This is a genomic window from Pseudescherichia sp. AS216, from assembly GCF_037152055.1.
Lineage (GTDB): Bacteria > Pseudomonadota > Gammaproteobacteria > Enterobacterales > Enterobacteriaceae > Pseudescherichia.
In genome coordinates, this window is the sequence record NZ_JBBCMV010000002.1 from 633938 (window position 1) to 656413 (window position 22476).

Here is a 22476-nt window from a genome sequence, read left to right on the forward strand (position 1 = left end):
ACGGGAAATGAGGGAAAGCTATGCATCGGTTTACACCACTTTTTTTAGCGCTGAGCCTCAGCGGCTGTAGCATGCTGCAAAATACGCCGCATCCGGCCCCGCCAGTGAGCGACCACCCGCAGGAGATTAGCCGCAACCAGACGGCGGGTCTGCAAAAGATGGAGACCATTAGCGTGATGGTGCGTGGATCGCCGATGGACGTCGAGTCGGAAATCAAAGCCAAAGCGGCGGCCATGAAGGCGGACTACTATGTCATTCTCTTAGATGATGAAACGGTGGTCCCCGGCCAGCGATATGGACAGGCTATTTTGTATCGTCAGTAATGGCTCATTGTTTTTTAAAGGATATTTACACTGCTTTGCGTCCGTAGACTTTTTCCCGCTTACAATCATTCAGGGTCGGTCAGGAACATGTAAAAGGAGCGGATTTATGAAACGATCTCTTGCTTTAACGTCGCTGCTGCTTTCCGTCGGTTTAGTGAGCACCACCGCGCAGTCTGCAGAGTTTGCCAGCGCCGATTGTGTGACTGGCCTGAATGAGATTGGCCTTATTTCCGTGAGCAACGTCTCCGGCAGCGTACAGGATGTTGAGCGTGCCATTGCCCTGAAAGCCGACGAACAGGGCGCGTCCTGGTACCGCATCATCAAAATGGATGAGGTGCAGAGTGCCAATAGCTGGCAGGCACAGGCGATCCTCTACGCCTAAGCCCGTTCGGTTTGATCACATTGTAAGCTGGCCCCCTAAAAACGGTGGCTACTCATTTTGTTGCTTTTTAATTACCATATTGTGAGTGTGCCAATACATTTACGTAACATTTTGTTACACAGATCTGCTAAATGTTAGCGCCTAACTGCCGTTGAACGAGCCACACTTCTCGGGCAACGGACATCCTATGAACGCTCTTATTCGACGTGCTGGTTTAGGCACAAAGCTTTCGTTGCTGACGGGCGTCAGCGTCGCAGCACTTTTTCTGCTGTTTACCTCTCTGATGAGCCACAAGGCAAGCCAGCAGCTTGAAGTGCTGGCTACTGAAGATCTGCATAGCCAGGCTACCGGCGTGGCCGATATGGTCGAAATGTTTAGCAGCAGCCTCAGCGATGAGGTCGAACGCTACACCCGCCAGTTCAGCACCTTTATCCCCCGGCCGGTCTCTCTCGATACAACACAAACCCGTACTATCAACGGCCTCACCGTTCCCTTACTGAAGGGCGGCGAGACGGAGCTGCACGAAAATAACGCGATACCGGACGACTTCTTCCAGCGCACCGGCTCGATTGCGACCCTGTTCGTGCGCAACGGCGATAGCTTTGTGCGCGTGGCGACCTCACTGCGTAAAGAGAACGGCGAGCGTGCTATCGGTACGCAGCTCGACAGCGCCAGCCCGGCACTGGCTCCCGTCCTGCGCGGTGATATCTATCGCGGCCTCGCGCTGCTGTTTGGCAAGCGCTACATCACCCAGTATCAACCGATGAAGGACGCCAGCGGTAAAACCATTGCTATCCTGTTCGTTGGCGTAGATATCACCCGCTCCTGGGACATCATGCGTGACAAGATCCTGCAGCGTCGACTGGGCGAGAGCGGGCATTTCTTCGTTCTGAACCGCAGCGCCGGTAAAAACTATGGCACCTGGCTGTTCCATGCCCGCGAAGAGGGGCAGCGTCCGCAGTGGGGCGAGGACGCTGAGCAGCAGCTGTTGACCCTGGCCTCCGGTACGCTGGAGCGTAAAACTCAGGATGGGCGCACCATGCTGGTCTCCTGGAGTGCCCTGCCGGGCTGGAACTGGACAATTGTTGGCGAAGTCGATAAGGCCGTACTGCTGCAGGATGTGACGCGTCTGCGCAACCAATTTTTGATTGCCGGCGCGCTGGTTTCTCTGCTCTTTGCCGTGCTGTTTGTCATCATCACCCGCCGCTGGCTGACTCGCCCGCTGCGTGAGGTCACGGCCCTTGCCCAGACCTACGCCTCCGGGGATCTGCGTGCCTCCCTCACCTCAACGCGTCAGGATGAAGTGGGCCAGCTGATCCACGCTATCAACGGCATCGGTAATGGCCTGCAAAACATGGTGCAGCAGGTCCGCGAGGCAGCAGGCGATATTCACTTCGCTACTAATGCGCTGGCGGCGGACAGCAGCGAAATCAGCGATCAAATCAACAAGCAGGCGAGCAGCGTGGAGGAGACCTCTGCCAGCATGGAGCAGCTTGCCGCCACCGTACAGCAAAACGCAGCCAGCATGGAGCAGACGCAGCATCTGGTGAACGAAACCTCGCAGGCGGTGCAGAGCGGCGGGCAGACGGTAGGACGTGCGGTAGCGACCATGAGCGATATCCGCAGCGCCTCCCAGCGTATTGCGGATATCACTCAGGTGATTGAGTCCATTGCCTTCCAGACTAACATTCTCGCCCTTAACGCCGCGGTTGAGGCCGCACGCGCCGGTGAGCACGGGAAAGGCTTTGCCGTGGTGGCTCAGGAGGTTCGCGCCCTTGCGGCCCGCAGCGCCAACGCCGTAAAAGAGATCGAGACGCTGATCGATGATACCCTGCAAAAGGTCACCGAAGGGCACACGCTCTCTGAGCAGACGCGTCAGGCCATGACGTCGATCATCGACCACATGGACAATATCAACCAGTTGGTGACGGAGATTAACCACGCCTCCCGCGAGCAGTCGGCAGGGATTAACCAGGTTAACCTGGCGATGACCCACATTGGCGATGCGACCCACGTCAACGCCGAACGTGTATCCCGCAGCGAAGAGACGGCCCAGACCCTACGGGAAAAAGGCGCGCATCTGAAGCAGCTGGTGAGCCTGTTCCGCCTCTAACCTACCCCGCCCGTGGCGCGCAGCAGCAGGTCGTTCTGCACCTGAGCGCTAAGCAGCGCGCCACCGCGGGTATCCAGCATGGTTTGGCACCATGCCTGGGCGACAGGCGGTGAGGCGTAGCGCAGCATCTGCGCCCCGGCGGCCAGCAGGTAGAGCTGCTGGGTAATCTCCCGGGCCTGCGCCTCCTGCGGTCGATGTAGCCGCTGCTGCAGCCGTCGCCAGGCGCGATCGAAGTGGCGATCCTGACCCTTTACCTCGCCAAAGGAGCCGCTCAATAGATCCATCACGCCGGGCTGCTTGCCGAGCACCCGCATCACGTCCAGACACATGATATTGCCCGATCCCTCCCAGATGCTGTTAACCGGCATCTCCCGGTAGAGGCGCGGCAGCTCGTTATCCTCACAGTAGCCCGTGCCGCCGAGTACCTCCATCGCCTCGGCAACAAAAGGGATCCCCGCCTTGCACACTGCATACTTCGCCACCGGGGTAAACAGCCGCGCCCACAGCGTCTCCTGCACGCTCTTCCGGCTCTCCCAGGCCCGCGCCAGACGGAAAAGAAACGCCGTCTGCCCCTCCAGCTGCAGCGCCATGCGGGAGAGCACGTCGCGCATCAGGGGCTGATCGACCAGGTGCTTACCAAACGCCTGCCGCTGATGGGCATGGTAGAGCGCAACGGAGAAGGCCCGGCGCATCAGGCCGTGGCTGCCCAGGGCGCAGTCGAGGCGTGTCAGGCCACCCATCCTGAGGATCTGCCGGACGCCATCTCCCTCCTCTCCCAGCAGCCAGCCGGTGGCGTCTAAAAACTCCGCCTCGCTGCTGGCGTTGGAGCGGTTGCCGAGCTTATCTTTCAGGCGCTCCAGACGCAGGGCGTTGCGCGTGCCGTCGGGCAGAAAACGCGGCACAAAGAAGCAGGAGAGTCCGCCTTTCGCCTGGGCCAGCACCAGGTGGGCATCGCTCTGCGGCACGGAGAAAAACCACTTGTGTCCTACCAGCCGGTAGGCCTCGCCGCTACCTTTGCGCTCCAGCGGCTCTGCGCGGGTGGTGTTGCTGAGCACGTCCGAGCCGCCCTGCTTCTCCGTCATCCCCATGCCGATCAGTACCCCGCGCTTCTGCCCGCCGGGGGCCAGATGGGCGTCATAGCGATCGCTGAGCAGCGGTTTGCACCACTCGTGAAACGTTGCGGGTAGCGCCTGCTGGAGCAGCGGCGTGGCGGCAAAGGTCATGGTGACTGGGCAGAGGGTGCCCGCTTCCACCTGGGCGTGGAGGACAAAGCGCGCCGCCCGGGCAACAAAGGCTCCGGCGCGGGCCTCCTCTTCCCAGGCGAGGTTGTGAACGCGGTTAGCGCACAATCCCTGCATCAGCAGATGCCACGCCGGGTGAAAGCGCACGTCGTCGAGGCGCTCACCGGTGGGATCGTAGCGCAGCAGCTCCGGCGGATTAGCGTTCGCCAGCCGGCCCAGCTCCAGCGACTCTGCCGTGCCAAGCTGCTGCCCGATGCTGGCCAGCAGCTCAGCGTCCCAGCCAGCGCCCTCACGGGCAACGGCGTCGCGAAGCGCGGCATCAGAGAGAAAAAGGTTGCTGTTGTTGAGCGGAATAGGTTGATTGAAAACGGTATGGGTTTGCCAGCGCATACTCTCTCCCCTGTTCAATGGCAGTGCCCTAAGTATGCACAGGGAGAATTTTACGACCGCAGCAGGGGTCACAAAAAACCACCCCGCAGGGTGGTTAGGTTAACGCTGAAGCTTAGCCGCGCTGGCGGACGGCTTCAAACAGGCAGATGCCGGTTGCAACGGAGACGTTCAGGGAGGAGACGCTGCCCGCCATCGGGATGCTGATCAGCTCATCGCAGTGCTCGCGGGTCAGGCGACGCATGCCTTCGCCCTCTGCACCCATCACCAGCGCCATCGGGCCGGTCATTTTGCTCTGGAACAGGGTATGATCCGCTTCGCCCGCGGTGCCGACGATCCAGATGTTCTCTTCCTGCAGCAGACGCATAGTGCGCGCCAGGTTGGTCACGCGGATGAGCGGCACGTTCTCTGCTGCGCCGCTGGCCACTTTTTTCGCCGTGGCGTTAAGCTGGGCCGAGCGATCTTTCGGGACGATAACCGCATGGACGCCAGCGGCGTCGGCGCTGCGCAGGCAGGCCCCGAGGTTATGCGGATCGGTCACGCCGTCGAGGATCAGGAAGAAGGGGCGATCGAGGCTGGCGATCAGATCCGGCAGATCGTTCTCCTGATACTGACGTCCCGGTTTCACCCGTGCAATGATCCCCTGGTGCACCGCGCCTTCGCTTTTTTCATCCATAAACTGGCGGCTCGCCACCTGGATAGTCACGCCCTGGGCTTCCAGAGCATGGATCAGCGACATCAGACGTTTATCTTCACGTCCTTTCAGAATATAAACGTCCTGAAAGCGCTCAGGGGCGCGTTCCAGCAGTGCCTGCACCGCGTGGATGCCATAAATCATTTCACTCATGAAGGGTACTCGATCGAGGTTAAAAGGGTCTTTCCGCCTCATTATACCCCACGAGGCCCCCCAGCGTCCCTCCCCGTTACGCGTTCACGCCCGTACGCCGCTGAAAGCCTACCCGGATGCTGGTTAAGCACAATAAAAAAATCCCCTTTACGAAGAAAGGGGATGAATAAGGTTACTCAGCGGTTTTCTTTTTTGCCGCGCGCTTTGCTTTCGTCGCGGCGGCGATTTTTTGCGTTTTCGCAGAAGGCGCTTTTGCCGCAGGCGCTTTCTCTTTCTTCACCTTCGGCTGGGTGCCGTCGGTGTTTTTTCCTTTACCCTTGCCTTTCTCGCGGCGGAACTCGCTGTCCGGCTCAAAGTTACCTTTTTTACCGACCTGGCGACGACGGCCGCTGGGTTTACCCGGCGCGCCTTTTTTAGCACGTTCGCGTTCGGTTTTGCCGACGTTGCGCGGAGCACGCTCGCTGGAGATCAGCGTAAAGTCGATCTTGCGATCGTCCATGTTTACCGCTTCGACGCGCACTTCAACGCGATCGCCCAGCCGGTAGGTCTGGCCGCTGGATTCGCCAATCAGGCGCTGACCCACCTGGTCGAAACGGTAGTAGTCGTTATCCAGCGAGGAGACGTGAACCAGGCCGTCGATAAACAGCTCGTTAAGGCGTACGAAGAAACCGAAGCCGGTGACGCTGGCAATCACACCCTGGAAGTTGCTACCCACGTGATCCTGCATGAAGTCGCACTTCAGCCAGTCGGCAACGTCGCGGGTCGCTTCGTCGGCGCGGCGTTCAGCCATCGAACAGTGCTGACCCAGCTGCAATACCGCTTCCATCGGATAGTGCCAGCCGCCCGACGGGGTGCTGTTACCCTCAAGCCCCTGCTCTTTGGCGACCAGGTACTTAATGGCGCGGTGCAGGGAGAGGTCCGGGTAGCGGCGGATCGGCGAGGTAAAGTGGGCATAGGATTGCAGCGCAAGACCAAAGTGGCCCCGGTTTTCCGGATCGTAGATCGCCTGCTTCATGGAGCGCAGCAGCATGGTCTGGAGCATCTCATGGTCAGGGCGATCGGCAATAGACTCCAGCAGCGCGGCGTAGTCCCCCGGCTCCGGCTTATTGCCGCCCGGCAACTCCAGACCCAGTTCGGCCAATACCGAGCGGAACGAGGTAATGGCTTCGGTGGTTGGGCGGTCGTGAATACGGAACAGCGCCGGCTCTTTCGCCTTCTCAACAAAACGGGCGGCGGAGATGTTGGCGAGGATCATGCACTCTTCAATCAGCTTATGGGCGTCGTTACGCTCGGTCAGCTCGATGCGCTCAATGCGGCGCTCGGCGTTGAAGATGAACTTCGCCTCTTCGCTCTCAAAGGAGATGCCGCCGCGCTCCTCCCGCGCCTGGTTCAGCGTTTTATAGAGGGTATGCAGCTCTTCAATGTGTTTCACCAGCGGCGCGTACTGCTCGCGCAGCTCCTGATCGCCCTCCAGCATATGCCATACCTTGGTATAGGTCAGGCGCGCGTGGGAGCTCATCACCGCTTCGTAGAATTTGTAGCCGGTCAGGCGTCCCTTGGTGGAAATGGTCATTTCGCAGACCATACAGAGACGGTCCACCTGCGGATTGAGGGAGCAGAGGCCGTTGGAGAGCACTTCCGGCAGCATCGGGACTACCTGCGACGGGAAGTAGACCGAGGTGCCGCGGCTGCGTGCTTCGTCATCCAGGGCGGTGCCCGGACGCACGTAGTAGCTTACGTCAGCAATGGCTACCCACAGGCGCCAGCCGCCGCCGCGTTTTTTCTCGCAGTAGACCGCATCGTCAAAGTCACGGGCGTCTTCGCCGTCGATAGTGACCAGAGGCAGGTTACGCAGATCGACCCGTCCGGCTTTCGCCTCTTCAGGGACCTCCTCTTTCAGGCTACTCACCTCTTGCTCAACGGCAGGCGGCCAGATGTAGGGGATCTCATGGGTGCGCAGGGCCATATCCACCGCCATGCTGGTACCCATATTTTCGCCGAGGACCTCAACGATCTTACCGATAGCTTTGGTGCGTCGCGTTGGGCGCTGGGTGAGTTCAACCACCACCACGAAGCCCATCCGCGCGCCCATAATCTCTTCCGGCGGGATAAGGATGTCGAAGCTCATGCGGCTGTCGTCCGGCACCACAAAGCCTACGCCTGCGTCGGTAAAGTAGCGACCCACGATCTGGCCGGTTTTCGGCACCAGCACGCGCACGATGCGCGCTTCACGACGGCCTTTACGATCTGCGCCAAGGGGCTGGGCCAGCACCTGGTCGCCGTGAATGCAGGTTTTCATCTGCTCGCTAGAGAGATAGAGGTCATCTTTGCGGCCTTCAACGCGCAGGAAGCCGTAGCCGTCGCGGTGGCCAATAACTATCCCCTTGAGCAGGTCAAGGCGTTCCGGCAGGGCGTAACACTGGCGGCGGGTAAAGACCAGCTGCCCGTCACGCTCCATGGCACGCAGGCGACGGCGCAGCCCTTCCAGCTGCTCCTCGCCTTCAATATTCAGTTCCTGCGCCAGTTCTTCGCGGTTAGCCGGTTTTTCGCGTTTTGATAAGTGATCGAGAATGAACTCGCGGCTAGGAATAGGGTTCGCGTACTTCTCAGCTTCGCGCTCCTGGAAAGGATCATGTGACATAGCGGTTCCTCCGTTGTCAGCTCTGGCAGAGCGTTCTCTTACTCCACCATTAATAATTTATACAGCGGTTGATTCTCTTCAACCAAATCGGCCAGCGTGTAGTGATCAAGTTCCATCAGAAAACTGTTCACGGCCTTAGAGAGTGCCTGCTTCAAACGGCAGGCAGGGGTAATATGGCAAAATGCGCTGCTGCAGTTCACCAGCGTGAGCGGTTCCAGCTCACGCACGACGTCACCGATGCGGATGGTATTAGCAGGCTTGCCCAGGCGAATGCCGCCGTTTTTCCCTCGAACAGCCGCGACGTAGCCCGCCCGGCTTAGCTGGTTGATTATTTTGACCATGTGGTTGCGGGAAACCCCGTACACCGTCGTCACTTCAGAAATATTGGTCATTCGCCCTTCCGGTAGCGATGCCATATAGATCAGGGCACGCAATCCGTAATCGGTGAAACTCGTTAACTGCACATCAACCTCAGGATAAAGGGAAAAACGCGGGATACCAGTTGGTATTAACATTATTGATGATAAACCAGCCAGAGAGTAAGCAGCTAATTTATTTGAATAGAAGAAGTGAAAAGCGGGCAAGTAGGCCCGGCAAGCAGAGTGCCGCCGGGCAAAGTCACATCACATTACGCGTCAAACGGATCGCGCAGGATCATGGTTTCGGTGCGGTCAGGGCCGGTAGAGATAATATCAATCGGCACTTCGGTCAGCTCTTCGATGCGCTTGATGTAGTCCAGCGCCGCCTGCGGCAGGCCGCTGCGCTCTTTCACACCGAAGGTCGTTTCAGACCAGCCTGGCATGGTTTCGTAGATCGGCTCGATACCTTCCCAGTCGTCAGCGGCCAGCGGCGTGGTGGTGACTTCGCGGCCGTCCGGCAGACGGTAAGCCACGCAGATTTTCACCTCTTTCAGGCCGTCCAGCACGTCCAGCTTGGTCAGGCAGAAGCCGGACAGGGAGTTGATCTGCACAGCACGACGAATCGCAACGATATCCAGCCAGCCGGTACGACGACGACGACCGGTGGTCGCGCCAAACTCGTTACCCTGTTTGCAGAGGAACTCGCCGATGTCGTCAAACAGCTCGGTTGGGAACGGACCCGCGCCTACACGGGTAGAGTAGGCTTTGATGATCCCCAGCACGTAGTCCACGTAGCGCGGACCCAGGCCGGAGCCGGTCGCCACGCCACCGGCGGTGGTGTTGGAGGAGGTCACGTACGGATAGGTACCGTGGTCGATATCCAGCAGCGTACCTTGCGCACCTTCGAACATGACGAAATCGCCACGCTTGCGCGCCTGGTCCAGCAGATCGGAAACGTCCACTACCATGCCGGTCAGGATGTCGGCAATCGCCATCACATCGTCCAGCACTTTCTGGTAGTCAACGGCGTCGGCTTTATAGAAGTTCACCAGTTGGAAGTTGTGATATTCCATCACCTCTTTCAGCTTGGTAGCAAAGGTCTCTTTGTCGAACAGATCGCCAACGCGCAGGCCGCGACGAGCCACTTTATCTTCGTAAGCCGGGCCGATACCACGACCGGTAGTACCGATCGCTTTCGCACCGCGCGCTTTTTCACGCGCCACGTCCAGCGCCACGTGATAGTCGAGGATCAGCGGGCAAGCTTCAGAGAGCAGCAGACGTTCGCGTACCGGAATACCACGCTCTTCCAGGCCTTTCATCTCTTTCATCAGCGCAGCAGGAGAGAGCACCACACCGTTACCGATGATGCTGGTCACATTGTCACGCAGAATGCCTGATGGAATAAGATGGAGGACGGTTTTTTCACCGTTGATTACGAGAGTGTGGCCTGCATTGTGACCGCCCTGATAGCGAACCACATATTTAGCACGTTCAGTAAGGAGATCGACGATCTTACCTTTGCCTTCGTCACCCCATTGGGTGCCCAGTACGACGACGTTGTTACCCATTTTTCAAAATCACCGTTTGCTTAAAAAAGGATTCTACCATCGCTTTTTCTGATAATCAGCACTTTTTGTCGGCAAATTTCGGCCAATCTGCGTGCTATTTCTCTAGCCAATCGTTTTCCTCAACATATAGTAGATCACGACCCCGGCAACCACTAATCCCCCACCGAAACGGCGTAAAATGTTATCCGGCAGCAGGGCCAGCGAGGCGATCATGCGTCGCCACAGGCGCGGATAGAGCATTGGGCCAAGCCCTTCCAGCACCAAAACTAATGCCAGCGCCAGCCAAATGGTCGAGTTCATTATGCTTCCTTCAAAAGAAAACCACCGTCTCCTGAGGATGACGGTGGTTTGAGTAGAGTAGTGACTACGGCAGACTTAGCGTGTCGCTGCGTCAGGCGTTTTCATGTAGCGGAAGAAGTCGCTGTCCGGGCTGAGAACCATCACATCCTGATTGCTCTGGAAGCTGTTCTCATAGGCGCGCAGGCTACGGATAAAGGCGTAGAAGTCCGGATCCTGGCTGAATGCATCGGCGAACAGCTTAGCCGCTTCCGCATCGCCTTCACCACGCTGAATACGCCCTTCACGCTCGGCTTCTGCCAGCGTTTTGGTGACTTCGTAGTCAGACGTCGCGCGCAGTTTCTCTGCCGCTTCCTGGCCTTGTGAACGGTGACGACGGGCAACCGCTTCACGCTCGGCGCGCATACGGTTGTAAATCGCCTCAGAGACTTCGCTCGGCAGGTTGATCTGCTTGATACGCACATCCACCACTTCGATACCCAGCGCAGCCATACTGTTCGGGTTCACAACCGGCACCTTGCCGTTGGTCTCCGCCGTGATGCGCTTGGCCGCTTTGGCAATTTCATCATCAGCGGCTGGTGTGGCCACTTCATCTTCCGTACCGGCAGAGCCCGAGTTCAGCGCATCGCGTACTTCCAGGGTCAGACGACCGCGGGAGTCGGTCACGATATCTTTTACGTCGAGACGGCCGATTTCAGAACGCAGACGGTCAGAGAACTTACGTTTCAGCAGCACTTCGGCTTGGGAGACGTCACCGCCACCGGTTGCCAGATAGTAGCGGCTGAAGTCGCTGATGCGCCATTTGATATAGGAGTCAACGATCAGGTCTTTCTTCTCTTTGGTCACAAAGCGATCGGCCTGGTTGTCCATGGTCTGGATACGCGCGTCCAGCGTTTTAACCGCCTCAATAAACGGCAGCTTAAAGTGCAGGCCTGGCGTAAAGACCAGTGGTTTGTTTTCATCGTCACGCAGCACTTTACCGAAGCGCAGCGTAATGCCGCGCTCGCCCTCTTTCACGACAAAGATTGAGGTGTAGAGCACTACCAGCACGATGATAATTATCGCAATTACAGACTTACGCATCGTTATTCCCCCTGACGCTGGTAGTCGTTACGCTGTGCGTTAGCACGGCGTTGGTCCATGATGTCACCCTGGCCAGCAGACGGTGCGTTACTGGTGCTGCTGCTGGTGTTTGACGCAGGCGGCAGGCGCAGCAGGTTATTCGCCCCGCTGGTATCACCTTTTGCCGCAGGCGCGCCGCCTTTCAGCATCTGATCTAACGGCAGAACCATCAGGTTGCCGCTCTTATCGTTAACCAGCACCTTGCGGGTGTGGCTCAGCACTTTTTCCATACTTTCGATATAGAGACGCTCACGGGTAATTTCCGGGGCCGCTTTATACTCCGGCAGGAGCTTGGCAAAGCGCGCCACTTCACCCTGCGCTTCCAGGATAGTCTGGGTCCGGTAAGCACGCGCTTCCTCAAGGATACGCTGCGCCTGACCGTTAGCACGCGGCTGAACTTCGTTGGCGTAGGCTTCTGCTTCACGAATAGACTGCTGCTCGTTCTCACGGGCGGCAATGGCATCGTCAAACGCGGCCTGCACGGCTTCCGGCGGACGGGCGGCCTGGAAGTTGACGTCCAGCAGGGTGATACCCATGTTGTACGGGCGAATCGTCTCCTCCAGCTCGCGCTGGGTATCGCTACGAATCACGGTACGGCCTTCGGTCAGGATACGGTCCATGGTGTATTTGCCGATCACGCCGCGCAGGGCGCTGTCGGTGGCTTGACGCAGGCTGTCGTCAGCGCTGGTCACGCTAAACAGGTAGCGCTCAGGATCGGTCACGCGGTACTGAACGTTCATCTCAACGCGTACCACGTTCTCGTCGGAGGTCAGCATCACCCCGGAGGCCGCCAGTTCACGAACCGACTCCACGTTGACCGCCGTCACGCTATCAATAAAGGTCGGTTTCCAGTTCAGGCCGGGCTCCACCAGATGGCTGAATTTGCCGAAACGGGTCACGACGCCGCGCTCCGCCTCTTTAATGGTGTAGAAACCGCTGGCCGCCCAGAAGATGACGAGCGCAACCGCAACGATAGTCACGATGCGTCCACCCATACGGCTGCGCGGGCCTGGCGCAGCGCCACCACCGCCCGAGCCGGTTCCTTTGCCGCCGCCAAAGCCGCCCAGTTTCTTGCTCAGCTTGCGAAAGATATCATCTAAATCAGGAGGCCCCTGATCGCGACCGCCTTTATTTCCATTTCCCCCAGAGTTGCCGCCTTGATTATTGCTGCTTCCCCACGGGTCGCGGTCTTGTCCGTTATTACCGGGCTGGTTCCACGCCATGTATGTGCTCCATATTTGTTATTCGTTATCCCCTGGAGGGGAAATGTCTTCAGGCAAGCCGCCAGGTCAGACTACGTAGTCAACCAATGCAGGTTCTTGTTTACAGAGGCGACGCCACTCCACGATCGGCATACGTACTTGCAGACCCAGACTGCCGTCCTCCTCCATCCACTCTTTTTCTATCGCCTGAAGCTGATAAAACCGGCTTCTTAACCGCCCCTCCTGCGGAGGCAGATGCAGCGTGTGCTGAGCCACCTCCCCGGAAAGACGCTCGGTTAGCGCCTGAAATAACAGTGGTACACCCGCTCCGGTTTGTGCTGACAGCCAAACCCGAATCGGTCTGTTTTCATCGTCCCTGTCGATACGCGGCTCGAACTCATCCAGCATATCGATCTTGTTCATTACCAGCAGGGTCGGGATCTCGTGAGCATCAATCTCTTCGAGCACGGTATTCACCGCATCAATATTTTCCTGCAGACGGAGGTCGGCGGCATCGATCACGTGCAGCAGCAACGTGGCCTGGCGCGTCTCCTGCAGTGTCGCCTTAAAGGCAGCAACCAGATCGTGCGGCAGGTGGCGAATAAACCCTACCGTATCGGCCAGCACGGTCTCACCAACGTCAGCAACGTCAATACGGCGCAGGGTCGGATCCAGCGTGGCAAACAGCTGGTCCGCAGCGTAGACCTGCGCTTCGGTGATCTGATTAAACAGCGTCGATTTACCGGCGTTGGTATAGCCTACCAGTGATACCGTGGGGATATCTGCTTTCGCGCGCGACCGACGCCCCTGCTCGCGCTGTTTGCTAACGCGCTCAAGGCGCGAGAGGATCAGAGTAATACGGTTGCGCAGTAAACGACGGTCGGTTTCGAGCTGGGTTTCACCCGGACCACGCAAACCGATCCCGCCCTTCTGACGCTCAAGGTGGGTCCAGCCGCGCACGAGGCGCGTCGCCAGATGGCGCAGCTGCGCCAGTTCAACCTGCAGTTTCCCCTCATGGGTACGTGCACGTTGCGCAAAAATGTCTAAAATGAGACCGGTGCGGTCGATAACACGACACTCGCACAGCCTCTCCAGGTTTCGTTCCTGGGCTGGGGTTAGGGCGTGATCAAAGAGCACAACCGATGCACCCGATGCTTTAACGGCGTCCGCTATTTCAACTGCCTTACCTTCACCAACAAAATATTTTGGGTGCGGTGCTTTACGGCTACCGGTAATCACCTGCATTGCGTCGACGCCAGCTGAAGAGACCAGGGATTCAAACTCCTGGAGATCTTCCATATCTTTGTCTTGCGAAAAATAGATGTGTACCAGCACCGCCTGCTCACCGGCATCATAACGGTCAAACAAGCGTAAACCCTCTTAGAATACCAGCGGGGAACACCTGGCTCCCCGACATGGAAAACAGCAAAAAACCTTATTCGGTCTCTTCGCTGTCCTGTTGTGATGCAGAAGAACCCTGCGCGTTGCTGCTATGGTGATAGTTACTGGTGCCGCCACCGGTGTTGTTACTGTGATGAGAAACCGGACGCGACGGGACAACAGTAGAAATTGCGTGCTTATAGACCATCTGGCTGACCGTGTTTTTCAACAGGATCACGAACTGATCGAAAGACTCAATTTGACCTTGCAGCTTAATACCATTCACCAAATAAATAGAAACCGGAACGCGTTCCCGACGCAGCGCGTTCAGAAACGGGTCTTGTAAAGATTGCCCCTTAGCCATTCTATCTTTTCCTTATATGCTTGTTTTGTACTTTGAACCCGAAGGCCCTGAAAACTGCGTAAAATTTTGCGCACGATCCGATGTAATTGTACACATTCAGTCTGCGTTAGCACCAATAACCTGTAATACTTCATTTCGCGCCTGTTCCGGCTTTTCACTGTCGAGCCAGTGAACGCCCTCCCAACCGCGAAGCCAGGTTATCTGGCGTTTCGCTAACTGTCTCGTCGCGCAAACACCTCGATAAACCATTTCCTCATATGAGATCTCGCCTTCAAGATAGGACCACATCTGGCGATATCCCACACAACGAACGGAAGGCATGTCCGTATGCAAATCTCCACGAGCAAAAAGCGCCCGCACTTCTGCTTCAAAACCTGAAGCCAACATCTGATGAAAACGCTGCTCAATTCGTTGATGGAGCAGTTCACGGCTCGCCGGGGCGATGGCGAACTGATGCACCTGATACGGCAGAGCTTCTCCTGACGTTTGCGTCAGTTCCGTTAAAGTTTTACCCGAAATGAAAAAAACTTCCAGTGCCCGGGAAAGCCTTTGCGGGTCGTTCGGATGAATTCGTGCACTCGCTAGCGGATCTATCTCTGCCAGCCGCTTGTGCAGCGCTTCCCACCCCTGCTCTGCCGCCATCTGTTCAATTTTAGCTCTTACTGCAGGATCCGCCGCGGGCAAGGGCGATAAGCCCTCCAGCAGCGCCTTAAAGTAGAGCATGGTTCCCCCCACCAACAAGGGGATCCGACCTGCGGCGGTAATCTCTGCCATCTCGGCCAGCGCGTCGCGGCGAAAATCAGCCGCGGAGTAGGCCTGTGCCGGATCGAGAATATCCAGTAACCGATGGGGCGCGGTCGCCTGCTCCTGGGCGTCTGGCTTTGCCGTGCCAATATCCATCCCCTGATAAATAAGGGCAGAATCGACGCTAATCAACTCTACTGGCAAAACTTTACGCAGCGCGATGGCCAGCGCCGTTTTCCCGGAGGCGGTTGGCCCCATTAAAAAAATTGCCTTAGGCAGGCTCGCCTTAGCGGTATCAGTACTTACGTCAGTCATCTTTCAGGGCTTTCATCGCCGGGGTGATATCAACACATTGTAACAAACCGCCCGGCGGCGCGTTTACCAGATGCGGGCAAAGCCGCTCAACGTCAGTTAACAGCGCCACGGCCTGCGCGATATTCCACTGGGGACGTTCGCTGCCTAGCCGGCGGGCAATCCACTGGGCGCTCTCTGCCACGCTGAAGGTCGTCTGCTGCGCCAGGTAGCCTATCAGTTCAGGAATCAAGTTTTGTAAATTTTGTTGCCGTAAGGGTAAAGGCACTGCGCGAATGGTCACATGATGCGCATCTGACTGAAACTCAATGCCCATTTCACTCAGCATAGTGGCCGCCCGCGTTAAAACGGCCCGCTCTTCAGCCGACACCTTGAGCCGCACCGGGATCAGCAGCGGCTGGCTGCACGGCGTACCCTCCACCGGTAACAGCTGCGCCTGCTTAAGCCAGCGTTCGGCCACCGTCAGCGACAGAACACAGAGCTGACCTTCACGATCCAGCAGCGCACAGTCGTCATTGACGATGGTCAGCACGCGGCCAAAGCTCTGGCTACGTGAAGCAGGCAGCGGCGCTGCGGTTTTCGGCGCGGCGGGCGCGGGTGCCGTGTCCGGCGTCTCTAACAGCTTGCGGTAGAGCGCCCCCTGCTGCTTTTGATACCCCGGCTGGGCATTCGGCCAGCCTGCGCCACCTGCGCTGCTCGATCCACTGCCCTGACTTCCTGCCCCGCCGCCCTGGCTGCGCGGCTGCGCGCCGGGCTCAGCGTAGCGTGGGGCAGCCGGTTCACGCGCGGCGGGTGGCTGGGCAAACTGGTTTTTTCCAGCGGCGATACGGTTCTCCGGCACCTGACGCGGTGCGGGTTCGTCCGCCAGCGGCGCAGCGAGCTGCTGCTGCAATACGCTGGCGACGCCCTGGTAGATAAAGTCATGCACCAGCCGTGACTGGTGGAAGCGCACCTCGTGCTTAGCAGGATGGACGTTAACGTCGACCTGATGCGGATCGATCTCCAGGTAGAGCACAAACGCGGGCTGCTGATCCGCCCCCAGCTTGTCTTCACAGGCCTGGCGGATAGCATGGTTGATCAGCCGGTCACGCATCATGCGGCCGTTGACGTAGCTGTATTGGATCTCAGCCAGCGCCGCCGTGGTGGCTTTCGGATCGGCAACCCAGCCGCGCATGGCTAAATCGCCATGCTGCCACTCAATTGCCAGCGCCTGCTCCATAAATGGAAGACCGCAGATGGCCCCCAGGCGGCGTTCGCGCTGCCCTCCTGGCGGCACGGCGCGGTACTGGCGCACCATCTTACCGTTGTGGTTCAGGGTGATCGTGACGTCGAAACGCGCCAGCGCGATGCGGCGGATCACCTCATCGATATGGCCGAATTCGGTCTTTTCCGTACGCATAAACTTGCGGCGCGCAGGGGTGTTATAGAAGAGATCGAGCACTTCAAGCGTCGTGCCAGGGGGATGGGCGGCGGGCTTCACCGTGACCGCCATCTCCCGTCCTTCGGCATAGGCCTGCCAGGCCTCCGGCTGGTCGGCGGTGCGGGAGGTCAGCGTCAGTCGGGATACCGAGCTGATACTGGCCAGCGCCTCGCCGCGAAAGCCCAGGCTGACAATGGCCTCCAGATCGTCCAACGACGCAATCTTGCTGGTGGCATGACGCGCGAGGGCCAACGCCAGCTCATCTTTACCGATGCCGCTGCCGTTATCCCGAATGCGGATCAGCTTCGCCCCGCCGCGCTCAATGTCGATATCGATGCGGGTTGCGCCCGCATCAAGGCTGTTCTCAACCAGCTCTTTCACTACCGACGCAGGGCGCTCCACCACTTCGCCAGCGGCGATCTGGTTCGCTAGCTGCGGCGGCAAGACCTGAATCGGCATGAAATCTCCTTAGTTAAAAAAGCCGCTCCCCGGCGATCCGGCGCTCGCGGTCTGTGCTGCACCGCCCTGCGGCGCGGACTGCATCGGATGCGCCTGGAAGTAGCTTTGCAGCCCAGCGTAAATAGCCTCCGCCAGCTGCTGCTGATAGTCGTCGCTGTCCAGCAGACGCTCTTCGCTGCGGTTGCTGATAAAGCCGGTCTCCACCAGCACCGACGGAATATCCGGCGAGCGCAGCACGCCAAGGCTGGCGTGTTCTGGGCGGCGCTTGTGCAGCGACCCGATACGTGACAGCTGGCTGAGCATATTGGTTGCCACATCATACCCGACGCGCTGGGAATGACCGAACTGCAAATCGAGAACCGCCTGGCTTAGGTAGGGATCAGACTGGCTGTTCGCCAGCACGTCACCCGCCCCGCCCAGCAGCTCAGACTGCTTCTCGTGCTGCTCTAACCAGCTTGCCATTTCGCTGTTGGCGCGGCGGTTAGAGAGCACCCACACCGAGGCACCGGTGGCGTCACGGTTTGGCGCGGCGTCGGCATGAATAGAGACGAGGAAATTGGCGTTTTGTTTCCGCGCCACGTCTGAGCGTCCCATTACCGAGATAAAGTAGTCCCCGTCGCGGGTCAGCACGCCCTTAAACATCGGATCGTTGTTCAGCAGCGTACGCAGCTTGCGCGCCACGGAGAGAGTGATATTTTTCTCACGCGTGCCGCCTGGGCCGATAGCGCCAGGATCCTGGCCGCCGTGTCCGGCATCAATGGCGATGATCACCTTATCACCGGAAGCAGAGCTGGCGCGCATGGCTGGACGCGTCACGGTATTGCTGCTGGTGACGCTGGTCACCCGGTCATTTTCATTTTTAAACGGGTTACGGGCAGGCTCCGCTGGCCGGGGTGCAACTGCCGGCGTCTCGACGCGTTTCGCTACAACTGGCGGCGGCGGCGGTGGCGGAGGCGGCGCGTCGGCATCAATGGTGAACACCACCTTATAGTTCGCGCCGTTCTGCTGTTTTACCGCCCGGGCTTTGCCATTTTCGGTGAGATCGACCACCAGCCGCAGCGACTGGTTATCTTTCGGCGTCCCGGAACGAATGCTTTTTACCAGATTGTTGCCGCTGAACTGCAGCGGCAGGCCCTGAATGACGCCGGTCTGTTTGATATCCAGCGCCACGCTGCGTTTGCCCTCCTGGGAAAACGCGTACTCCGGATCGCCCATAAAACTCAGCGTGATACGGGCCTGGTCATCACCATTGGAGACCTGAATATCCGACAGACTTGCGGCGGTGGCCTGCGCGCTTAGCGCGACCAGCGCAGCCAGGGCCCAGCATTTTACGCGACTGATCATCCCGTCATCCTGTAATAGTTACAAACGCGTCAGTAAAGACTCACCCGCAGAGGAGACGGCCGCAATGCGCGCCTCTCGCCCCTGGGCCTGGTATTCTAAATGGATTTCGATATCCGGATCGGGCAGCACGCCCGCCCCCTGCTGCGGCCACTCGACGAGGCAGATGGCATCGTTGGCAAAATAGTCACGAATGCCCATAAATTCCAGCTCTTCAGGATCGGCAAGGCGGTAGAGGTCAAAGTGGTACACCATCAGCTTATCGAGGGTATAGGGTTCAACCAGCGTATAGGTTGGGCTTTTTACATTCCCCTGATGGCCCAGCGCCTGCAGGAAGCCCCGGCTCAGGGTGGTTTTACCCGCGCCTAAATCACCGTACAGGTAGATGACGGTTGCGCCGTTGCAGGCCTGCGCGACGCGCTCGCCCAGCGTTAAGGTTGCCTGCTCGTCGGGCAGAGGGATCACTCGATTAATCATGGTCTACGTCAATCACATCCGGGTTAATAACACGCATCAGCGCGGAAAAAAGATCGGTTGCTAGCATCCCACGGGTGCCGTAACGCGCCGCGCGGTAGTCAGCAGCCGCACCGTGCGCCACACAGCCCACGCAGGCGGCTTCATACAGGGAAAACGACTGCCCCAGCATGGCACCAATGATGCCAGAGAGCACGTCTCCCATCCCTCCGCTGCCCATCCCGGCATTGCCGGCATCCACAATGCCGACGTCACCGTCTGTGCTGGCGACGACAGTACCCGCGCCTTTCAGCACGACAACGCCACCGTAACGTTTTACCAGACGCTGAGTAGAAAGTAAGCGATCGCTTTCAATTTCTGCCACGCTACAGTTAAGCAGACGTGCAGCTTCGCCAGGGTGCGGAGTGATAACGCGATTGTGACGTTTATCGGGATTGATTGCCAGAAGGTTCAGCGCGTCCGCATCCCACAGCATGGGTTTGCGAAAATTCTCAATTTTTTGCAGCGCTTTTTTGCCCCACGGCTGCTGGCCGAGGCCGGGACCGATCACTACCACGTCCGCCCACTCAAGGCTCTCTTCCAGCAGCTTTTCCGTAAGCTCGTGCACCATCAGCTCCGGTCGGGCAGCGATCAGCGGGGCGATATTCTCAACGCGCGTCAGGACGCGGACCAGCCCTGCTCCTGCTCGCAGCGCCGCTTCGCCGGTCATGCGGATCGCCCCGGCGGTGCCGTGGTCGCCGCCAACAATCACCAACCGTCCATTATCGCCTTTATGGGACGTAGGACGGCGCGGCGGCAGCCACTGCGCAAGCTGCGAGGCCTCCAGACGGTGAATCGTCGTTTCCTGTGCTGACAACCAGCCCTCCAGCCCCAGGGCGTGATGATGAAGGGTGCCGGTGACATCCCGCGCTTTTCCGGTAAGCAGGCCAGGCTTGAGGGCGATAAAGGTCACCGTATGCGCAGCGTTTATTACTGCGCCGGGGGTTGTACCAGTCTGGGCATTTAGCCCGGAGGGAATATCCAGCGCAATAACCGGGGCGGCATGGTCATTCGCACGGGTAATAAGGCTCGCGGCCGGCTCGCGCGGAGCATCGGTTAAACCGGTGCCCAGCAGGCCGTCGATAATCAGATCGATCTCTTCCGGCCAGACGCTGTCCGCAGCATGGATCTCACCGGCAGCGTTCAGCCAGGCGCTACGCGCCAGCTCCGCCTCTTCCGGCAGGGGCTTATCGCTCTCCAGCGCCAGCAGTGTCACCTCTATGCCCGCCGCCTTTGCCAGCCGCGCCACCACGTAGCCGTCGCCGCCGTTATTACCGTGGCCGCAGAGGATCAGCCAGCGGCGTGATGGCGGATACGCGGCACGCGCTACGCTAAATGCCGCCTCCCCGGCGCGCTGCATCAGTTCAAACAGCGTAATCCCCAGACTATCCGCCGCCTCTTTTTCAGCCTCGCGCAGCGCCTGCGCAGGCCAGATAGAGTGTGGTATAGTGGTACGGTTTTTATTCAGTCTACTTTTCAACGTATGGTCCGTCATGTCACAGCCCCTCGATCTCAATCAGCTAGCGCAAAACATTAAGCAGTGGGGCACCGAACTGGGGTTTCAACAGGTCGGCATTACCGATACCGATCTTAGCGCCAGCGAACCGAAACTCCAGGCATGGCTCGATAAGCAGTATCATGGCGAAATGGCATGGATGGCACGCCATGGCATGATGCGCGCCCGGCCCCACGAGCTGTTACCCGGCACGCTGCGGGTGATTAGCGTGCGCATGAACTACCTGCCAGCCAATGCCGCCTTTGCCAGCACGCTAAAAAATCCTGCGCTCGGTTACGTTAGCCGTTACGCGCTGGGCCGTGATTACCACAAGCTCCTGCGTAACCGCCTCAAAAAACTGGGTGAAACTATCCAGCAGCACTGCGTTTCGCTGAATTTTAGACCCTTTGTCGACTCCGCGCCGCTGCTTGAGCGTCCGCTGGCGGAAAAAGCGAGCCTGGGATGGACGGGTAAGCACTCACTTATTCTCAACCAGGAGGCTGGCTCATTCTTTTTCCTCGGCGAGCTGCTTATCGACCTCCCGCTGCCCATCGACCAGCCGGTTGAAGAGAAGTGCGGTAAATGCGTGGCCTGCATGACCATCTGCCCGACCGGAGCAATTGTTGAGCCCTATACCGTTGACGCCCGCCGCTGCATCTCCTACCTGACGATTGAGCTGGAGGGAGCGATCCCTCCCGAGTTCCGGCCGCTGATCGGCAACCGCATCTACGGCTGCGATGACTGCCAGCTTATCTGCCCGTGGAACCGTTTTTCCCAGCTTACTGATGAAGAGGATTTTAGCCCGCGTAAGGCGCTGCACGCCCCGGAGCTGATCGCGCTGTTTGGCTGGAGCGAAGCGCATTTTCTCAAGGTCACAGAGGGATCGGCTATTCGCCGTATTGGTCATCTACGCTGGCTGCGTAATGTCGCGGTGGCGTTGGGTAATGCCCCCTGGGACGAGGCAAATATTCAGGCCCTGGAGCAACGCCGAGGTGAGCACCCACTTCTTGATGAGCACATAGAGTGGGCGATTGCGCAGCAGATTGAGAAGCGAAACGCCTGCGTGGTCGAGGTACAGCTCCCGCAGAAGTTGAGGCTGGTCAGAGTGGTTGAAAAAGGGCTGCCGCGCGACGCCTGAGCTTTCCACAGGATGTGCATAAAAATAAAAAACTATTGCGATTCAATACGGAAAAATTCGTCAAGCGATCGCATTAACATTTTGAAATAATATTTTATTTATTAAATTCATATAGTTACAAATATATTATTTACATTGTTAACATTTATGCGCAAGGAGAGGTGGTAGTACCCTTGTGGATAACTCTGTTTACAAGAATATGTCAAAACAGAAATAAAACGATGCCAGCAGGCATTTGCGCTGTGGATAATTTATTCAGAAGAGAAAATTTGGAGCGGGAAACGAGACTCGAACTCGCGACCCCGACCTTGGCAAGGTCGTGCTCTACCAACTGAGCTATTCCCGCTTAATCTTTGTCTTTCAAGCTACCTTGTTGCAGCTCGAAATCCTGTGATTAGGATGGTGCGTATCTTACGATACTTTCAAATTTTGGAGCGGGAAACGAGACTCGAACTCGCGACCCCGACCTTGGCAAGGTCGTGCTCTACCAACTGAGCTATTCCCGCTTAATCTTCGTCTTTCAAGCTGCCTTGTTGCAGCTCGAAATCCAATGAGTTGGATGGTACTGCTTGCAGCAACTTTTGGAGCGGGAAACGAGACTCGAACTCGCGACCCCGACCTTGGCAAGGTCGTGCTCTACCAACTGAGCTATTCCCGCAAACTTGTTGCTGTCGTAACGTTAATTTCTCATCGTTACGGGAGGCGCATTATACGAGAAATCATTTTAGCTGCAACCCCCTGCAAAGCGAATTTTGCGAAATTAAGTTCAAACGCTGCAATATTCGTCACATTGCACACTTTTACATCGGATCGCATGCAACATGCCCG

The 22476-nt window shown here is 58.1% G+C and carries 19 protein-coding genes and 3 tRNA genes; 4 read left to right on the forward strand and 18 right to left on the reverse strand.

The annotated features are described in order from the left end of the window. Positions 1-20 precede the first annotated feature (20 nt). The 3 genes from bsmA (at position 21) to WFN61_RS08575 (ending at position 2818) form a co-directional block, all read left to right on the forward strand. Entirely contained in the window at positions 21-323 is a 303-nt protein-coding gene (bsmA, locus tag WFN61_RS08565; RefSeq protein WP_337038535.1) for a biofilm peroxide resistance protein BsmA, read from the forward strand. 106 nt (positions 324-429) lie between these two features. Beyond that, entirely contained in the window at positions 430-705 is a 276-nt protein-coding gene (gene yjfN / locus WFN61_RS08570) for a DUF1471 family protease activator YjfN (protein ID WP_042388511.1), read from the forward strand. A gap of 187 nt (positions 706-892) precedes the next feature. Next, positions 893-2818 (forward strand): methyl-accepting chemotaxis protein, encoded by a 1926-nt coding sequence (locus tag WFN61_RS08575; RefSeq protein ID WP_312282645.1) that lies wholly within the window; start codon positions 893-895, stop codon positions 2816-2818. Here WFN61_RS08575 and WFN61_RS08580 read toward each other — a convergent pair. The 15 genes from WFN61_RS08580 to nnr all read right to left on the reverse strand — a co-directional run bounded on the left by WFN61_RS08580 (position 2815) and on the right by nnr (position 20510). Then, complete coding sequence (locus tag WFN61_RS08580) at positions 2815-4449, reverse strand: isovaleryl-CoA dehydrogenase (protein WP_312282646.1); 1635 nt, start codon at positions 4447-4449, stop codon at positions 2815-2817. The genes WFN61_RS08575 and WFN61_RS08580 overlap by 4 nt on opposite strands. 112 nt (positions 4450-4561) lie before the next feature. Further along, a complete protein-coding gene (gene rlmB / locus WFN61_RS08585) occupies positions 4562-5284 on the reverse strand; it encodes a 23S rRNA (guanosine(2251)-2'-O)-methyltransferase RlmB (RefSeq protein WP_172462275.1) in 723 nt (240 codons plus the stop codon). 181 nt (positions 5285-5465) lie between these two features. After that, entirely contained in the window at positions 5466-7934 is a 2469-nt protein-coding gene (gene rnr / locus WFN61_RS08590; RefSeq protein WP_144816564.1) for a ribonuclease R, read from the reverse strand. Between the two features lie 38 nt (positions 7935-7972). Beyond that, on the reverse strand, positions 7973-8398 hold the full coding sequence (nsrR, locus tag WFN61_RS08595; RefSeq protein WP_144816848.1) for a nitric oxide-sensing transcriptional repressor NsrR: 426 nt from the start codon (positions 8396-8398) through the stop codon (positions 7973-7975). A gap of 164 nt (positions 8399-8562) precedes the next feature. Beyond that, entirely contained in the window at positions 8563-9861 is a 1299-nt protein-coding gene (locus WFN61_RS08600; protein WP_144816567.1) for an adenylosuccinate synthase, read from the reverse strand. 102 nt (positions 9862-9963) lie between these two features. Beyond that, entirely contained in the window at positions 9964-10161 is a 198-nt protein-coding gene (locus tag WFN61_RS08605; RefSeq protein ID WP_144816568.1) for a DUF2065 domain-containing protein, read from the reverse strand. A gap of 75 nt (positions 10162-10236) precedes the next feature. Further along, on the reverse strand, positions 10237-11241 hold the full coding sequence (gene hflC / locus WFN61_RS08610; protein ID WP_144816569.1) for a protease modulator HflC: 1005 nt from the start codon (positions 11239-11241) through the stop codon (positions 10237-10239). Positions 11242-11243: 2 nt separating this feature from the next. Beyond that, on the reverse strand, positions 11244-12503 hold the full coding sequence (gene hflK, locus WFN61_RS08615) for an FtsH protease activity modulator HflK (protein ID WP_144816570.1): 1260 nt from the start codon (positions 12501-12503) through the stop codon (positions 11244-11246). Positions 12504-12569: 66 nt separating this feature from the next. Beyond that, positions 12570-13850, reverse strand: a complete 1281-nt coding sequence (gene hflX / locus WFN61_RS08620; protein WP_144816571.1) for a ribosome rescue GTPase HflX — start codon at positions 13848-13850, stop codon at positions 12570-12572. 67 nt (positions 13851-13917) lie between these two features. Beyond that, positions 13918-14226: an RNA chaperone Hfq gene (gene hfq / locus WFN61_RS08625; RefSeq protein ID WP_042388550.1), complete on the reverse strand. Its 309-nt coding sequence runs from the start codon at positions 14224-14226 to the stop codon at positions 13918-13920. Positions 14227-14322: 96 nt separating this feature from the next. Further along, complete coding sequence (gene miaA, locus WFN61_RS08630; RefSeq protein ID WP_312282647.1) at positions 14323-15285, reverse strand: tRNA (adenosine(37)-N6)-dimethylallyltransferase MiaA; 963 nt, start codon at positions 15283-15285, stop codon at positions 14323-14325. Continuing rightward, a complete protein-coding gene (gene mutL, locus WFN61_RS08635) occupies positions 15278-17161 on the reverse strand; it encodes a DNA mismatch repair endonuclease MutL (RefSeq protein WP_337038536.1) in 1884 nt (627 codons plus the stop codon). The genes miaA and mutL overlap by 8 nt, the downstream gene beginning before the upstream one ends. A 9-nt stretch (positions 17162-17170) precedes the next feature. Further along, positions 17171-18505 carry an N-acetylmuramoyl-L-alanine amidase AmiB gene (gene amiB, locus WFN61_RS08640; protein WP_144816574.1) on the reverse strand — a complete coding sequence of 445 codons (1335 nt, stop codon included), beginning with the start codon at positions 18503-18505 and terminating at the stop codon, positions 17171-17173. 18 nt (positions 18506-18523) lie between these two features. Further along, complete coding sequence (tsaE, locus tag WFN61_RS08645) at positions 18524-18979, reverse strand: tRNA (adenosine(37)-N6)-threonylcarbamoyltransferase complex ATPase subunit type 1 TsaE (RefSeq protein WP_238081815.1); 456 nt, start codon at positions 18977-18979, stop codon at positions 18524-18526. Next, positions 18972-20510 carry a bifunctional ADP-dependent NAD(P)H-hydrate dehydratase/NAD(P)H-hydrate epimerase gene (gene nnr, locus WFN61_RS08650; protein ID WP_337038537.1) on the reverse strand — a complete coding sequence of 513 codons (1539 nt, stop codon included), beginning with the start codon at positions 20508-20510 and terminating at the stop codon, positions 18972-18974. The genes tsaE and nnr overlap by 8 nt, the downstream gene beginning before the upstream one ends. On the opposite strand from nnr, the gene queG reads away from it, so the two are divergent. After that, entirely contained in the window at positions 20509-21648 is a 1140-nt protein-coding gene (queG, locus tag WFN61_RS08655) for a tRNA epoxyqueuosine(34) reductase QueG (RefSeq protein ID WP_337038538.1), read from the forward strand. The genes nnr and queG overlap by 2 nt on opposite strands. Before the next feature lie 270 nt (positions 21649-21918). Here queG and WFN61_RS08660 read toward each other — a convergent pair. The 3 genes from WFN61_RS08660 to WFN61_RS08670 all read right to left on the reverse strand — a co-directional run bounded on the left by WFN61_RS08660 (position 21919) and on the right by WFN61_RS08670 (position 22306). Then, positions 21919-21994 (reverse strand) — tRNA-Gly (locus tag WFN61_RS08660). Between the two features lie 84 nt (positions 21995-22078). Beyond that, a tRNA-Gly gene (locus tag WFN61_RS08665) sits at positions 22079-22154 on the reverse strand. A gap of 76 nt (positions 22155-22230) precedes the next feature. After that, a tRNA-Gly gene (locus tag WFN61_RS08670) sits at positions 22231-22306 on the reverse strand. Between the last annotated feature and the right edge of the window lie 170 nt (positions 22307-22476).

Coding starts and splice junctions, on each gene's coding strand:
- bsmA (WP_337038535.1), top strand. CDS start 21: ATGCATCGGTTTACACCACTTTTTTTAGCGCTGAGCCTCAGCGGCTGT.
- yjfN (WP_042388511.1), top strand. CDS start 430: ATGAAACGATCTCTTGCTTTAACGTCGCTGCTGCTTTCCGTCGGTTTA.
- WFN61_RS08575 (WP_312282645.1), top strand. CDS start 893: ATGAACGCTCTTATTCGACGTGCTGGTTTAGGCACAAAGCTTTCGTTG.
- WFN61_RS08580 (WP_312282646.1), bottom strand. CDS start 4,449: ATGCGCTGGCAAACCCATACCGTTTTCAATCAACCTATTCCGCTCAAC.
- rlmB (WP_172462275.1), bottom strand. CDS start 5,284: ATGATTTATGGCATCCACGCGGTGCAGGCACTGCTGGAACGCGCCCCT.
- rnr (WP_144816564.1), bottom strand. CDS start 7,934: ATGTCACATGATCCTTTCCAGGAGCGCGAAGCTGAGAAGTACGCGAAC.
- WFN61_RS08600 (WP_144816567.1), bottom strand. CDS start 9,861: ATGGGTAACAACGTCGTCGTACTGGGCACCCAATGGGGTGACGAAGGC.
- WFN61_RS08605 (WP_144816568.1), bottom strand. CDS start 10,161: ATGAACTCGACCATTTGGCTGGCGCTGGCATTAGTTTTGGTGCTGGAA.
- hflC (WP_144816569.1), bottom strand. CDS start 11,241: ATGCGTAAGTCTGTAATTGCGATAATTATCATCGTGCTGGTAGTGCTC.
- hflK (WP_144816570.1), bottom strand. CDS start 12,503: ATGGCGTGGAACCAGCCCGGTAATAACGGACAAGACCGCGACCCGTGG.
- hfq (WP_042388550.1), bottom strand. CDS start 14,226: ATGGCTAAGGGGCAATCTTTACAAGACCCGTTTCTGAACGCGCTGCGT.
- miaA (WP_312282647.1), bottom strand. CDS start 15,285: ATGACTGACGTAAGTACTGATACCGCTAAGGCGAGCCTGCCTAAGGCA.
- mutL (WP_337038536.1), bottom strand. CDS start 17,161: ATGCCGATTCAGGTCTTGCCGCCGCAGCTAGCGAACCAGATCGCCGCT.
- amiB (WP_144816574.1), bottom strand. CDS start 18,505: ATGATCAGTCGCGTAAAATGCTGGGCCCTGGCTGCGCTGGTCGCGCTA.
- tsaE (WP_238081815.1), bottom strand. CDS start 18,979: ATGATTAATCGAGTGATCCCTCTGCCCGACGAGCAGGCAACCTTAACG.
- queG (WP_337038538.1), top strand. CDS start 20,509: ATGTCACAGCCCCTCGATCTCAATCAGCTAGCGCAAAACATTAAGCAG.
- nnr (WP_337038537.1), bottom strand. CDS start 20,510: ATGACGGACCATACGTTGAAAAGTAGACTGAATAAAAACCGTACCACT.